At 53.9% G+C, this 13,021-nt stretch carries 13 protein-coding genes; 3 read left to right on the top strand and 10 right to left on the bottom strand.

The genetic code is table 11. The features are described 5' to 3' along the window. Positions 1-389: 389 nt before the first annotated feature. The 4 genes from A8B84_RS05125 to A8B84_RS05110 form a co-directional block, all read right to left on the bottom strand. On the bottom strand, positions 390-995 hold the full coding sequence (locus tag A8B84_RS05125) for a hypothetical protein (protein WP_064226813.1): 606 nt from the start codon (positions 993-995) through the stop codon (positions 390-392). A gap of 444 nt (positions 996-1,439) precedes the next feature. After that, the gene (locus tag A8B84_RS05120) at positions 1,440-4,562 is read right to left on the bottom strand and encodes an efflux RND transporter permease subunit (protein ID WP_022990635.1); all 3,123 of its coding nucleotides are present in this window, start codon (positions 4,560-4,562) and stop codon (positions 1,440-1,442) included. Further along, a complete protein-coding gene (locus A8B84_RS05115) occupies positions 4,559-5,854 on the bottom strand; it encodes an efflux RND transporter periplasmic adaptor subunit (RefSeq protein ID WP_041338086.1) in 1,296 nt (431 codons plus the stop codon). The genes A8B84_RS05120 and A8B84_RS05115 overlap by 4 nt, the downstream gene beginning before the upstream one ends. 5 nt (positions 5,855-5,859) lie before the next feature. Beyond that, complete coding sequence (locus tag A8B84_RS05110; RefSeq protein WP_227512601.1) at positions 5,860-7,128, bottom strand: TolC family protein; 1,269 nt, start codon at positions 7,126-7,128, stop codon at positions 5,860-5,862. Positions 7,129-7,393: 265 nt separating this feature from the next. On the opposite strand from A8B84_RS05110, the gene A8B84_RS05105 reads away from it, so the two are divergent. Beyond that, positions 7,394-7,678 carry a hypothetical protein gene (locus A8B84_RS05105; RefSeq protein WP_064226812.1) on the top strand — a complete coding sequence of 95 codons (285 nt, stop codon included), beginning with the start codon at positions 7,394-7,396 and terminating at the stop codon, positions 7,676-7,678. 149 nt (positions 7,679-7,827) lie between these two features. Then, positions 7,828-8,067, top strand: a complete 240-nt coding sequence (locus tag A8B84_RS21575) for a hypothetical protein (RefSeq protein ID WP_062785087.1) — start codon at positions 7,828-7,830, stop codon at positions 8,065-8,067. Positions 8,068-8,317: 250 nt separating this feature from the next. Here A8B84_RS21575 and A8B84_RS05095 read toward each other — a convergent pair whose 3' ends face one another. From A8B84_RS05095 to A8B84_RS05080, 5 genes are read right to left on the bottom strand one after another with little or no spacing between them, the layout of a single operon-like run. Further along, on the bottom strand, positions 8,318-8,521 hold the full coding sequence (locus tag A8B84_RS05095) for a hypothetical protein (RefSeq protein WP_064226811.1): 204 nt from the start codon (positions 8,519-8,521) through the stop codon (positions 8,318-8,320). A 41-nt stretch (positions 8,522-8,562) separates the two neighbouring features. Beyond that, positions 8,563-8,985, bottom strand: coding sequence for a c-type cytochrome (locus A8B84_RS05090; RefSeq protein WP_022990666.1), 423 nt, complete (start codon positions 8,983-8,985; stop codon positions 8,563-8,565). Next, positions 8,982-9,647 carry an isoprenylcysteine carboxylmethyltransferase family protein gene (locus A8B84_RS05085; protein WP_064226816.1) on the bottom strand — a complete coding sequence of 222 codons (666 nt, stop codon included), beginning with the start codon at positions 9,645-9,647 and terminating at the stop codon, positions 8,982-8,984. Before A8B84_RS05085 ends, A8B84_RS05090 begins: the two co-directional genes overlap by 4 nt. After that, positions 9,640-9,879, bottom strand: coding sequence for a DUF2933 domain-containing protein (locus tag A8B84_RS21230; protein ID WP_082905085.1), 240 nt, complete (start codon positions 9,877-9,879; stop codon positions 9,640-9,642). The genes A8B84_RS05085 and A8B84_RS21230 overlap by 8 nt, the downstream gene beginning before the upstream one ends. Before the next feature lie 41 nt (positions 9,880-9,920). Beyond that, positions 9,921-10,991, bottom strand: coding sequence for a YncE family protein (locus tag A8B84_RS05080; RefSeq protein WP_064226810.1), 1,071 nt, complete (start codon positions 10,989-10,991; stop codon positions 9,921-9,923). A 404-nt stretch (positions 10,992-11,395) separates the two neighbouring features. Here A8B84_RS05080 and A8B84_RS05075 point away from each other — a divergent pair, with 404 nt between their 5' ends. After that, positions 11,396-12,472 (top strand): hypothetical protein, encoded by a 1,077-nt coding sequence (locus A8B84_RS05075; RefSeq protein WP_227513976.1) that lies wholly within the window; start codon positions 11,396-11,398, stop codon positions 12,470-12,472. A 60-nt stretch (positions 12,473-12,532) separates the two neighbouring features. On the opposite strand, the gene A8B84_RS05070 is transcribed toward A8B84_RS05075, so the two are convergent. Then, positions 12,533-12,991 (bottom strand): hypothetical protein, encoded by a 459-nt coding sequence (locus A8B84_RS05070; protein ID WP_022990672.1) that lies wholly within the window; start codon positions 12,989-12,991, stop codon positions 12,533-12,535. Positions 12,992-13,021 lie beyond the last annotated feature (30 nt).

Genomic DNA, 13,021 nt, shown 5'->3' with positions numbered 1-13,021 from the left:
CCTATAGTGAGGTGGGCAGTTACACAGATTTATTTACAGGCTCTGAAGTTGTGATTCACAGATCCTTCGACACAGCCCGCTTCGTCTGAATTAAACTCTATGTCAACGAGTTGATGGAGCGGCTTTTCCGGGGCCTGAAATCTGAATGGATACCAGCCTTGGGGTACCGAAACCTGCCTAAGGCAAAAAGGATAATGGTGGATATCTGATGGGCTACTACAACCGGCAACGACCTCACACATTCAATGGCGGTGTTTCCCCGTTGCAGCCGAGGAAAATCTCAGAATACTATCCGGAACCAGTTGATCACTAAAGACAGGCACGGTCTGATTAACCAGCGCCTGTCTGATAGGACGCCATAGGGAACATCAAGCTAGAAGCTCATCCGATCATATTCCCTCAAATTCACACAAACGTTTCATAATACAAACCCAGCTCATCGTAGCAAGCCTCGTTGCCAATACCTTAGAGGGCACATCAATACCAGCACGAGCAGCGTAGGTGCGGGCTGACTGAAGGAGTTTTTCGGTGGGCTGCCGAATCCTTTGGTAGTGATCCAAAAAAGCGCTACAGCAGTTTTTTTCTCGTAAGACACGAGAAGGAATCTCTACGGAAAACTCTCTGGCTAAAGCCTGCGCGAATTTAAGCATCCTTTCACTCGGAATGCGCGAATCAAATGCCTCAGGGTAGCCAAACGCTGGGTTCTCGATAAAATACGCTATTTCCTCCACCATGCTATTCCAGTGATGCATTAGGTAGTTATTCCCAATGATTTTCAAAGGAGGGGCAAGCCCCGTTCTCTCTTCAAGCTTTTCAGAGTTGTAGAGTTGCTTATCAGTAGACGGCAGGTTCTTCTGATAGTATTCAACAAACTCTCTACAGGCCTCTGCCTCCAGAAAAACCTCTTTCTTCGGGATCACAAAATGATATTTTACGATCCCCTTGGCGGTACGGAGAAGTTTCTCCGACGGCTTTCGCGTCTTCTTTTTGACCATGGATTCACCTATTTAACCTATAGTAGGGAGAAGTTCCTTCCGCTCGGTAGAGCGGATACCTCACCATGGCTTCGGATAGTCAAAAATTAGAGGACGCAAATTCAGCGTGTGGTCAGTACAAATCTGTCATTTCGACACATTGAGTGAGAGTGACCCACCAAACCCTTCATAAAAACTAATATTCCTCGCGATCACCTTCCCCTTCAGATGGAGCTGACTCTTGATTTTTTTCGATCAATGAAACGTAAGTGTCTGGGCATTGCACCTTGTCAGGTTGATTTGCATAGGTCCAAAGCCCAAGCTATGGTCGCAAAGCGAACGTTCAGGCAAATAGATTTTGGAATATGCGCAGTAGACGGGTAGGCACTCTGCGAATGATCGTGATAACCGGCAAAGACGTGATAGCAAGGTGCCAGGCCGAATCCTGGCACCTTGCTATCGGCGTTACTCACCAAGAGTTCGCTGTTTCCAGAGATAAAAGAGCACAGGAATCACCAGCAGCGCCAGAATGACAGCGGAAATCATACCGCCCACCATAGGTGCCGCAATCCGGCCCATCACCTCCGACCCTGTACCGGTGCCAATCATAATGGGCACAAGCCCCCCGATAATGGCGGCCGCCGTCATCATGATTGGCCGAACCCGCATACCGGCACCGTGTAGTACGGCATGGCGGAGGGTTTCTCGCCTTGGCGTCAGCCCTTTGTCATCACACGTTTCCAGCATTGCGTTATAAGCCTGATTCAAATACACCAGCATGATCACCCCAATCTCTACCGCAACGCCGGCCAGCGCAATGAAACCGACACCGACGGCTACCGAAAAATTATAACCAAGCAGATACATCAGCCAGATAGCACCGATCATCGCAAACGGTAGCGTGCCCATAATAATCCCCACTTCGGCAAAACGGCGGAAGTTAAGAAACAGCAGGATGACGATGATGGCCAGCGTTAACGGCACCACATAGGTCAGTTTTTCCTTCGCACGGAGCATGTACTCATACTGACCAGACCAGTTGATTGAATAACCGGGAGGTAGATCCAGCTCTTCACTCACGGTAACCATGGCCTGTTCAACATAGGTGCCTACGTCGACACCCTCAATATCCACAAAGGTCCAGCCGTTCAGGCGGGCATTCTCACTCTTAATGGCCGGCGGGCCATCCTCCACGCCGATCTCCGCCACATCTGCCAGGGCAATGCGCTGGCCGGATGCGGTCACGATGGGCAGTTGCTCCAGCTTCTCGGGCGAATCCCGGTAGTCTTCCGGATAACGAAGATTAATGGGATACCGCTCAAGTCCCTCGATGGTTCTGGAAACGTTGATTCCACCAATAGCGGAGGCCACTACCTGCTGAACATCAGCGATATTCAGCCCATAACGAGCGGCACGCTCACGATCAATATCCACCTTGATGTAGCGGCCCCCAGCGACTCGCTCAGAGTAAACGGAGGCTGTACCGGGGATGTCGACCATGACTTCCTCAAGGCGTTTACCGATGTTCTGGATGACGGTAAGGTCCGGACCGGCAATCTTGATGCCCACCGGCGTTTTAATACCCGTTGCCAGCATATCGATGCGCGTGATGATTGGCATAACCCAGGCATTGGTTACCCCCGGGAACCGAATCAGAGTATTGAGCTCCTGCTTCAGCTTTTCGGTGGTCATGCCTTCCCGCCATTGATCCCTCGGCTTGAGCTGGATGAAGGTCTCGATCATCGTCAATGGAGCCGGATCGGTAGCGGTATCCGCCCGCCCCACTTTGCCGAACACGGTTTCGACTTCGGGTACGGTGGCAATCAGCTTGTCCGTTTGCTGCAACAGTTCCCGAGCCTTACCAATGGAGATGCCCGGGTAGGTGGTGGGCATGTACATCAGGTCGCCTTCATCCAGTGGCGGGATGAATTCACTGCCGATTTTGGTGGCTGGCCAAAGGCCCACAGCCAATGCCAGCAACGCAACAATAACCGTCGTTTTCGGGAAGCGTAACACCAGCTTCAGCACCGGCATATAAACGCCAACCAGCAGGCGGTTCACGGGGTTCTTGTGCTCCGGCAGCACCTTGCCGCGAATGAAATAGCCCATCAGCACCGGCACCAGCGTCACCGCCAGGGCCGCACTCGCCGCCATGGCGTAGGTTTTGGTGAACGCCAGGGGAGAAAACATCCGCCCTTCCTGCGCCTCCAGGGCAAACACCGGCACAAAACTGACGGTAATGATCAGGAGCGAGAAAAACAGCGCGGGCCCGACCTCAGAGGCTGACCGTGCAACGACTTCCCATCGGTTCTCAGACGTTAACGGGGTTCGCTCCATGTGTTTGTGCATGTTCTCGATCATTACAATAGCACCATCAATCATGGCGCCGATAGCGATGGCAATCCCCCCGAGTGACATGATGTTGGCATTGATGCCTTGCCAGTGCATGACGATAAAGGCCGCCAGAATACCCACGGGAAGGCTGAGAATCGCCACCAGCGACGAGCGCACGTGGAACAGGAAGACGATGCACACCAGGCCCACCACCAGAAACTCTTCAAGCAGCTTGAAGCCGAGATTATTGACCGCCCGCTCAATCAGACCAGAGCGATCGTAAACCGTCACCACCTCGACGCCTTCAGGCAAACTGGATTTCAGGTCTTCCAGTTTCGCCTTCACGCCATTAATGGTTGCCTGAGCGTTCTCACCAAAGCGCATCACCACAACACCGCCGACGGTTTCACCTTCCCCATTCAGTTCGGCAACCCCACGCCGCATCTGCGGGCCAACTTCAACGGTAGCCACATCTTTCAGCAATATGGGGGTACCGTTGTCATCGAGTCCTAATGGAATCGACAGAAGATCCTCACGGGACTTTATATAGCCAGACGTGCGCACCATGTATTCCGCCTCGGCCATCTCGATGACGGAGGCGCCCACTTCCTGGTTGCCTCTCTTAATGGCGTTCTGGATGTGAGCCAGAGGAATTCCCAGCGCCCTGAGTTTTTCCGGGCTGACCTTGACCTGGTACTGCTTCACCATACCGCCTAGCGCAGCCACCTCAGAGACACCCGGCACCGTTTGCAGTTCGTACTTCAGGAACCAGTCCTGCAGGCTGCGCAACTGGCTTAGGTCCTGGTTCCCAGTGCGGTCTACCAGCGCATACAGGTAAACCCAGCCAACTCCGGTAGCGTCTGGCCCGAGCTGAGGCCTTGCAGAGTCTGGAAGGCTGGGCGCAACCTGGGACAGGTATTCCAGTACCCGGGAGCGGGCCCAGTACATGTCGGTGTCTTCATCGAAGATCACGTAAACATAGGAGTCACCGAAGAACGAGTATCCCCTGACCGTTTTCGCGCCCGGTACCGAGAGCATGGCTGTCGTCATCGGGTAGGTCACTTGGTCTTCCACCACCTGCGGCGCCTGGCCCGGGAAACTGGTTTTGATAATGACCTGCACATCGGACAGATCCGGCAGAGCATCCACCGGCGTTTGTTTCAGCGAATAAAGGCCGAGCCCTGTGATAAGCAACGTCGCCAGCAACACCAGGAAGCGGTTACGAATAGACCAGTGAATAATAGCGGCAATCATGACTCGCCCCCGCCATGGCTCATGGTGCTGTGATCCATGCCTTCATGATCCATCCCCTGCTCATCCATATCCTGAGGGGATGACATCCGTTGGAAGTCCGAGGTTTTGCTGGATTCCGAATCGATCAGGAACTGGGCGGATGTGACCACCGTGTCGCCTGGCGAGAGGCCATTGAGTATTTCCGCATACTTGTCGCCGACGCGCCCAACGGTCACGTTAACCGACTTGAAGGCGCCCTCTTCCATCGCCAGAACCAGTCGGTCGCTCTGTCCGGTGCGGATGACCGACTCCCGTGGCACCAGAAACTGCCGCTGTCCCCGTTCGCCCTGAACATCCAGGCGAGCGAACATGCCTGGCATCAGGACACCATCATCGTTATCAAAGCGCATCCGCACTTGCGCCGTCCGGGTTTTCGGGTTCACTTCGGGGTAGACGTAATCCACGTTTCCGCGCCACTCGCGACCGGGCATGTAATCCAGTGTCATCTGCACCCGGTTACCAGCCTCTACGGCGGAAAGCTGGCTTTCAAACACTTCGCCGATCACCCAGACCTCATCCAGCGCGGCAATCGATAAAACCCGGTTTCCGGGCTTGATGAACATACCCTCACGAACATTCAGATTCTCGATCACCCCGGAACCCGGAGCGTAAACCGTCATGGTTCTCTGCACTTCGCGGTTTTGGCGCAGTTGGCCGATCAGACCAGCCGGTACGTTCAGCGCCAACAATCGCTCGGTAGCAGCATCAACCAGTCTCTGATTGCCACGGTTCATCGCGAGAAGCAGTTCTTCCTGCGCATTCACAAGGGTGGGCGAGTAAAGCGTGTACAAAGGCTTGCCTTGCTCAACAGGCTCGCCCTCGGCTTTGACATAAAGCGCTTCGATCCAGCCTTCAACACGAGGGTGCACATGGGCCATCTCGTCTTCGTTGTACTGCACGTAGCCTACGGTAGTAATGTTGTTAGGCAGGCGCCCCTGAATCACCGGCTCCGTTCGAACCCCAAGGTTGTTGACGACCGTTGGTGAAATTCGGACCGTGCCGGCTGGATCCTCAGCTGACCCACCCTCCTCGAATACCGGGATTAGATCCATCCCCATCGGGGATTTTCCGGGTTTGTCACTTTTGAAATTGGGGTCCATCGGGGCTACCCAATACAGCGGCTCCTTTAGACCAGAAGCAGTCATTTCAGCTGCAGGCGTCGAAGTCGCGCCAGTGTCAAGCCAGTACGTGGCCCCTGCACCGGCGAGGCCGCCGAGCAATACAAAGCCCAAAGGGCGAGCAAAATTAGCCATGATGGTCAGTCCTGGTAACGATTCAGTGAAAAGGAAGGTATGTCGGAAGTGTCGGACGTCAGATAACGGAAACTCGCCAGATTCTTGGCCCGCTCGGCCATCATCTGTATCAATTCAACCTGGGTATTAAGCTCTGCAATTCGCGCTCGTACCGCTTCGGCGAAGTCGCCGTCATCGTTGTTGTAAGCAGTCAATGCTGCGCTTGCCTGCGCCTCCATTTGCGGCAGCAGGGTCTGTTCATAGAGCTCTATGCGGTCATCCAGTCGTTCGATCCGGGCCACGGCCGCACGGGCTTTGGCCTGAAGTCCCCGGATCTGCAAAATACGTTCTGTTTTTGCCGCCTCCAGTCGCGCCACTGATGCATTCAGTTTTCGATCCTGCCGGTTGCCTGTAAAGATCGGGAGATCAAAGCCAATGCCTACAGAAAACAGGTCGGCCCTGTCCTGACCGTTTGGTGCCCGCTCCCTGTATCCATATTGTGCAGATACTGACCATTCCGGCTTGTAGGCCTGGCGAGCCAGGTCAACGTCAACACTCTGGGCATCAATCAACTGATCAGTCGCGCGGATTGACGGATGACGGATCAGTGCCTCTGCGGATGTTTCAGCCCAGCCCAGAGGAAACACTCTCAGCAACTCGTTGGGTACATCTTTACTGACAGCCAGCTTGGCTTGGTCCGGGCCTATCCACTCTGCCAGCGCCTCGCGGTTCGATGCCTGTTGCAAATGCAGCACCGTCAGCCGGTCCTCAAGTCGCGTCAGTTCCAGCGAGGCACGGATTACATCCTGCTGCCTGGAACCTATGCTTGCTGAGGTATACCCGGCCTCGGCGACATCCTCTAACTGCTGAAACAGAGCACGATTATCTTCAATCAGTTCGATGCTTTGCTGGGTTCGCCAGACCTCAAGCCAGAGATGCGCTACCGATTCCATGACCTGCGCCCGGCGGTTCTCGCGCCGAAAAGGCTGAACGCCTGCCATTTCCTGCTTTTTTTCACTGGCCAGCTGACGGCTATCACCTCGCGGAATTTGCTGGGTAAATCCAATGGTGGCCTGAGTCATTGCCTCCTGTCCGGTATCGAAAGTATCCGTGGGCAAATTCGCGGCACCAAGCGTCATCCGGGGGTCCGGGAGTGCCCCATCGGCAACAGCTTCTTCCAACAGAGCATCTTGCATCTGCACACTCTGACGCAGCCACGGATCGTTCTCGATGGCCGCATCAATCGCGCCGGTTAACTCAAGTCTGGTTGCCGTCCAAGCGGGCAAACTGGTCAAAACCAGAGCACCGAGAAAGGCCGGCTTTATAAGGTGAGGAAGAAATGACAACGTTATATCTCCATTGAAATGTTTCTGAATCGCAATCTTATAGCGCTTATCTGAAACCAAACTGAATTGCAGAACGAAAATGCGCAATTTGATTTATATCAAGATACTGTTATTCCTGAAAAAATTACTTTATTTTAAATTTTCTTGTTTCTTTCAGGATCAATTCAGAAACCGATGCTTTAATTAACTCACCAACCAACTAGGAGGTGTAAGAATGAAAAATTTACTTATATTTGCAGCAGCAGTTACTGTTTCAACGTCCGTACTCGCCGGCAACATGTCAGACAATAAGGACATGAGGGCCATGCACAGCCAAATGATGGACAAATCATCCATTGAAGAAATACTTAAGAATGAAGAGATGCAGCGCTTGCACAGAGACATGACACGTAATGCGATGTCCGAAGGGGGCTTTGAGGCTCGCGTGCAAATGATGACGGAAGAAGGCCGGGCTTATCACAACGCTCTGAAACAAAGGCAAAAAAATACCGCAGGGTAATTCCTGCGGCAAAGTCAACTCGTGGAGACGCAAGCGTCGGCTGGCTCGGGCTTCGAGCAGTCGACGTCCTGATCACGCTCAAGTAAATCACAGAAAACTGAAACTGAACTGAATTTATTGAACGGTTTAAGGCAATTAAGGAGAGCATCATGAAAAAAATCATTATCGCTGCCGCAGCTGCCACTTTATTTTCTACCATGGCCACTGCCAATTCAGGATTGGCCGATCGGATTAATGAAGCGCGCACTTACCCGAACAAAACAGTCGACACGAAAACCAGAATGATGACCTGTATGAAATACATGCAATCTCAAAAAGATATGAAGGGGTCAAATATCAATCAACAAGAAATAAGATCAGGTAGAAATGCACATCACAATCATACTTAAATAATTCCAGAAAGTCAGAGCAAAATCAGTAGTCGACTGTCTCTTAGAACGACAGTCGACTATTTATTCAATTTTTAACATCCAGAAGATACTTTATTTCACTTCCACGGCGCTTCTTCATTTGGCTCTCAGAGTCAACCATCCAAGAAACATCCATTTGACAACCAGGACCGTTATCAGTGGCAAGAAAACCCATTGTGCAAGAGGAAGTACCCCTGTGCCTGTCCATGTGACTACCGACAATAACTCGCTATAATTCCATCTTAAACCTGCCGAACCATCCAGGCCTCCAGGTCCAGAATTCGGTTTCGATACGCATGGTGAAACGGCCGTGGTTGCTGTCCGACCACAGGGTGCCCTCCATCCCCTCAATCAATGATTCCGCCGAGGGCGCACCACCCAGCGCACTGCCCGGAAAAACACTTAGAAAAGCCACCACCCATAAGCATTTCATACACTGCCTCCTTGAGTTAATCGTCTGATTACCCAGAGAAATCAGAGCCCACTCCTTTCAGACCATGCCTCATAGATCCGCTTGTCCCATTTGCTCTGGAAATAGGCGATAGCGGCTTTTTGATCGTCCCTGGAGAGCTCGTCTGCGAAGGCCGGCATTTTCCCACCCATGGGGGCGCCACCTTGACTAATTGTACCCATCAGCGTGTCGAAGGAATGGTGCCAGGCATGACCTGTTCCGTTGAGCGGTGGCGGCGGGTAAGAGCCATCCTTCAGAGTCTTTTTCCAATTGAAAGCGCCTTGGGCATTGCCGCCATGGCAGCTTGCGCAGTTGTCGTCGAACACCACTGCGCCGCGCTCGACCTCAGCCTGTGTGTACCAGCGGTCATCCACCGTCTGTTTACCGCAGCCGCTGATTAGTGCGACTGCAAGAACGCCTACTGAGATAGTTGCCCCATGCATCATTCTTGTTCCTCGATTTCCTTGCGCCTCAAATTCCTCAATTGCGGAATAAAACGGGGAGTTCTGGCTGCATAGGCCCGCCAATCGGAGCCGAACGCTTTTTCTGTTTCACGCTCCTCGTGAATAGACAGGCGCGAGTACATCCACACCAGCACCGGGAACATGGCCAGCGTCAGCAGCGTTGGCCACTGCAGCAGAAAACCGAACATGATGAGCACGAAGCCGGAATACTGGGGGTGGCGAACGTGGGCATACAGGCCGGTTGTGGCCAACTGCCCTGCCTTTTGCGCGGCATACAGGGTACGCCAGCCAGCCGCAATCAGATAAAACCCGAGGCCAATAAACACTGTGCTCAAGAGATGAAACGGCCCAAAGTGTGGGGAACCCTTCCAACCAAACAGCATTTCCAGCAAGTGGCCACTGTCGTGAGCCAACCAGTTCACGTCGGGATACTGGCTCTGCAGCCAGCCGGAGAGGAAGTAGAGCGTCAGCGGGAACCCGTACATCTCGGTGAACAGTGCCACCAGAAACGCGCTGAAGGCACCAAACGAACGCCAGTCCCGGCGGGTCTGCGGTTTGAAAAAACTGAAGGCGAAGAATATGAAAATCGCCGAATTCAGCACCACCAGGCTCCAAAGGCCATAATCCGATGCACCATCAGTCATCACGCTGCTCTCCACTCTTTCCCGGTTGCTCTGCCTGGTGGTTATGTCCTCCATGTTCTCCATGCCCTCCGTGCCCTCCGTGCCCTCCGTGCATAAAAATATGGATCAGCGGACAAGCAAGCAGTATCAGCCAGGGCAAGGCGCCAAGCAGATGAACCTTGTGTTCTCCCCAGAGTAAAACCAGTGCGATAACGGCAAACATTGCCAAGGTAATTTTAAAGCGTCGATCCATGAGCGGTTCCTTTGCGAAAAAGCCAGTGTCAGAACAGGGTACTAATGGGCCTCAAGGGATATCTGATGGCCTATGCCTCTCAGCGCGATCTCATCAACCACATCGAGGGATTCCGGGTCGAGCACCCAAAGCTTGTTCTCTGCCCGACTGGTCACCAGTAGCTGGCCATCGTAGGGAGAGACCGCAAGATGATAGGGCGCAGGAGCCAGCGGCCTGGTGTGGCGGGCGCCGCTGGCTAGCTCAATCCGGACCACCTGGTTGCCGCCCTGGCTGGTGGCATAGAGGGTCTGGCCATCTGCGCTCAAGCCAACGCCATGGGGCGCCTCCCCAACCTCGTACCGGTTCGCCACCGCGCCTTTGGCAAGCTCAAGGACAAGAACCTGGCCGGATGCAGCATCATTCACGTAGAGCCGCTGGTTGCCGGGGGCAAGCACCATATGCTCTGGGTTGCCGTCAACTCGCAAATTGCGCTCGACGAACCAGTGCTCGGCATCCACTTCGCTGACCGTGCCATTACCGGTATTGCTGACCAGAAGGGATTGGCCGTCGTCGGTTTGCACCAGATAGTTGGGGGCCGGCCCCGTCGCCACAGTTTTGACCAACTGACCGGAATCCAGATCCACAACGCTGATACTGCCACTGGCAGGATGCGTGGAAACGGCATAGCGACCGTTGGAAGTCACCAGCACATGGTGCACCGGCCCCGGCACTTCCAGTTTGCGGTCAATCGTCTTTGTGGCCGTGTTCACCAAATAGAGCAGCCCGGTACTCCCTGCTTCCAATTCAGTAGACTTCCCGCCCCCATGATGAGCGGCGTGTTCATCTTCTGAAACGCCTTCGGGGCGACTAACCGGCTCCTGACGATCATGCGCCGACAAACTACCCACCACCAGATGCCGGCCATCCGGGGTCAGTGCCGAACCGTGGGTATTCAGTGTGCCGCCAATGGACGAAGTCACCTTGCGGTTTTCCAGATCAATAACGCCGACGGCATCCGCCGTGCCCATGGGAACAAATGCCCGGTTCGTGTCTGCGGCCACCATCAGCGAAAAACTCATAGCGACACTGGCCGTAATTCCAGCAATCCACTTCTTGCGCAACGAATGTTTCATAGCGTGCCCTTTTTGGTCAGAGGGTTTCAGTAAGATTTCCTCGCCCGGTAAGCAAGATCCCGAACAGGCATGGTCATTACTTGGCAGTCCATCACACCAAGCTGAAACAGGCCTGAAAACAGTTGCGAAACATGCATCCGTTTGACCAGAATCAAGGTGGAACGATTCACAATGACCATGGACACCCAATGCAAGACGTGCCCCAGGAAAACCAGCGAACAACCAAAACCCACGCCGACCAGCTCAACCGGCAGTGTTACTGCATCACTCTTGACCGAAAAGCGCTCACTGACAGCCTCCGGAAGCAGTTTTCAGGCATTGGGAACGAGCTGCCGACCACTCCTGAACTCCTTCATCTCTTTTCAAACACACCGGTTTTCGTTCCCCAAGCGGACATCGCGACGATGAAACGGATTGTTCAGGCGATCGAATTCGCAGCCGAGCTTCCGCCCTATAAGGAAAGAGCTCTGTCCTGGGCGCCGGACATCGCCGGTTTTGACCCAGGCCCCATCGGGGCCTTCATGGGCTACGACTTCCACCTGGGCGAAAACGGACCTCAGCTGATCGAAATCAACACCAACGCCGGCGGCGCATTTCTGAACACGGTATTGGCCCGGGCTCAACACCGATGCTGTGACCCGTCCCAGCAGACCGCTGGCACCAACCGTGCACTGGATGGGTTCGAGGACGCGGTGTTTGCCATGTTCCAGCAGGAGTGGCAACGGCAAGGTGGCGACTCGACGCCCGGTTGCCTGGCCATTGTGGACGATGCCCCTGAATCCCAGTTTATGTTCCCGGAATTCCAACTGGCCCAGCAGTTATTCCAGGCCAGAGGCATTGAGACCTTGATCCTCGACCCATCGGAGCTTGAGTATGTTGATGGCGCTCTGAGCGCCCACGGCAAGCCTATCGACATGGTGTACAACCGCCTGGTGGATTTTGCCTTGGAGGCCCCGGCTCTTGGGGCGCTGAGGCGCGCCTACCTCGACGGCGCGGCGGTCGTCACGCCCAATCCACGCGCCCATGCGCTGATGGCCGACAAACGGAACCTGATCCTGCTATCTGATGCCCAAACCCTGCGCGACTGGGGCCTGAGTGAAACCGAGGCAGGATTTCTGGATAGAGCTGTACCGAAGACCCGGCTGGTTTCAGCAAGTGATGAGGCGGAGTTGTGGAGCAACCGGCGTAAACTGTTTTTCAAACCGGTAGCGGGCCATGGCAGCAAGGGCGTCTATCGGGGCGAAAAACTAACCCGCCGCGTTTTCGAAGAGATCCTGAAGGGTGATTACATCGCGCAGAACTTCGTTCCCGCCGGAGAACGCACCCTGAGAGTGGATGGCACGGTCACCACCAGAAAGGTCGATATCCGTTTGTACACCTATGCCGGGCAACATCTGCTTGCCGCTGCCCGTGTGTACCAGGGCCAGGCCACCAACTTTCGAACGCCGGGAGGTGGCTTTGCGCCCGTCTTTGAGGTGTGAAGGTGAGCCTCAATTGGAAACATTCAAAGGGATTAAGCCGTCAGCAAAAGTGCTCGGATCTCATAGATCCTGCATTCGGCCAACCTGACGAGCCAGTCTCATCGACTCATTTTCCTCCATCGCCAAAAGAGATTCGAACAGCTCTTTTGCTTCTGGAATTTCGGCTTTTCCAATCAGCGTTTTGTAGAGATCAATAATCTGATCATGAAAGTCGAACACTTCCCGGCAGATACCATCAAAATCAAGCTTCGCGTAAGGCTCGTCGCAGGTTCGATGAGTTTTGATCGGATTATGGGACAGGTAGTCGTACACCCGAGTTTCCAGTGCCTTCTTATCCCCTTGGTGCTCAAACTCGTTCACGATCCGCTCTATTTCCGATTCATGAGCTGCCAGATAATCCAAAAGCGCACGGGCCCGTTCTTCCTCGTGCTTTGTTGCGCAATGGGACAGACAGCTCGCCAGATGTGAGTGCAGATCGCGCGTCCAGTCGATCAGTTGTCCAAAAGTCTTTATATCCATATCTTTTTTCCTTTTTTCCTTTTTTCTTCT

It is taken from the genome of Marinobacter sp. EhC06 (assembly GCF_001650915.1).
Classification (GTDB): Bacteria; Pseudomonadota; Gammaproteobacteria; order Pseudomonadales; family Oleiphilaceae; genus Marinobacter.
This window is presented reverse-complemented; position numbering and strand designations above follow the sequence as displayed.

Bases quoted from the DNA above. Each gene is read 5' to 3' on its own strand.
- A8B84_RS05125 (WP_064226813.1), bottom strand. From the start codon at position 995: ATGGTCAAAAAGAAGACGCGAAAGCCGTCGGAGAAACTTCTCCGTACC.
- A8B84_RS05120 (WP_022990635.1), bottom strand. From the start codon at position 4,562: ATGATTGCCGCTATTATTCACTGGTCTATTCGTAACCGCTTCCTGGTG.
- A8B84_RS05115 (WP_041338086.1), bottom strand. From the start codon at position 5,854: ATGGCTAATTTTGCTCGCCCTTTGGGCTTTGTATTGCTCGGCGGCCTC.
- A8B84_RS05105 (WP_064226812.1), top strand. From the start codon at position 7,394: ATGAAAAATTTACTTATATTTGCAGCAGCAGTTACTGTTTCAACGTCC.
- A8B84_RS21575 (WP_062785087.1), top strand. From the start codon at position 7,828: ATGAAAAAAATCATTATCGCTGCCGCAGCTGCCACTTTATTTTCTACC.
- A8B84_RS05095 (WP_064226811.1), bottom strand. From the start codon at position 8,521: ATGAAATGCTTATGGGTGGTGGCTTTTCTAAGTGTTTTTCCGGGCAGT.
- A8B84_RS05090 (WP_022990666.1), bottom strand. From the start codon at position 8,985: ATGATGCATGGGGCAACTATCTCAGTAGGCGTTCTTGCAGTCGCACTA.
- A8B84_RS05085 (WP_064226816.1), bottom strand. From the start codon at position 9,647: ATGACTGATGGTGCATCGGATTATGGCCTTTGGAGCCTGGTGGTGCTG.
- A8B84_RS21230 (WP_082905085.1), bottom strand. From the start codon at position 9,879: ATGGATCGACGCTTTAAAATTACCTTGGCAATGTTTGCCGTTATCGCA.
- A8B84_RS05080 (WP_064226810.1), bottom strand. From the start codon at position 10,991: ATGAAACATTCGTTGCGCAAGAAGTGGATTGCTGGAATTACGGCCAGT.
- A8B84_RS05075 (WP_227513976.1), top strand. From the start codon at position 11,396: ATGAAACGGATTGTTCAGGCGATCGAATTCGCAGCCGAGCTTCCGCCC.
- A8B84_RS05070 (WP_022990672.1), bottom strand. From the start codon at position 12,991: ATGGATATAAAGACTTTTGGACAACTGATCGACTGGACGCGCGATCTG.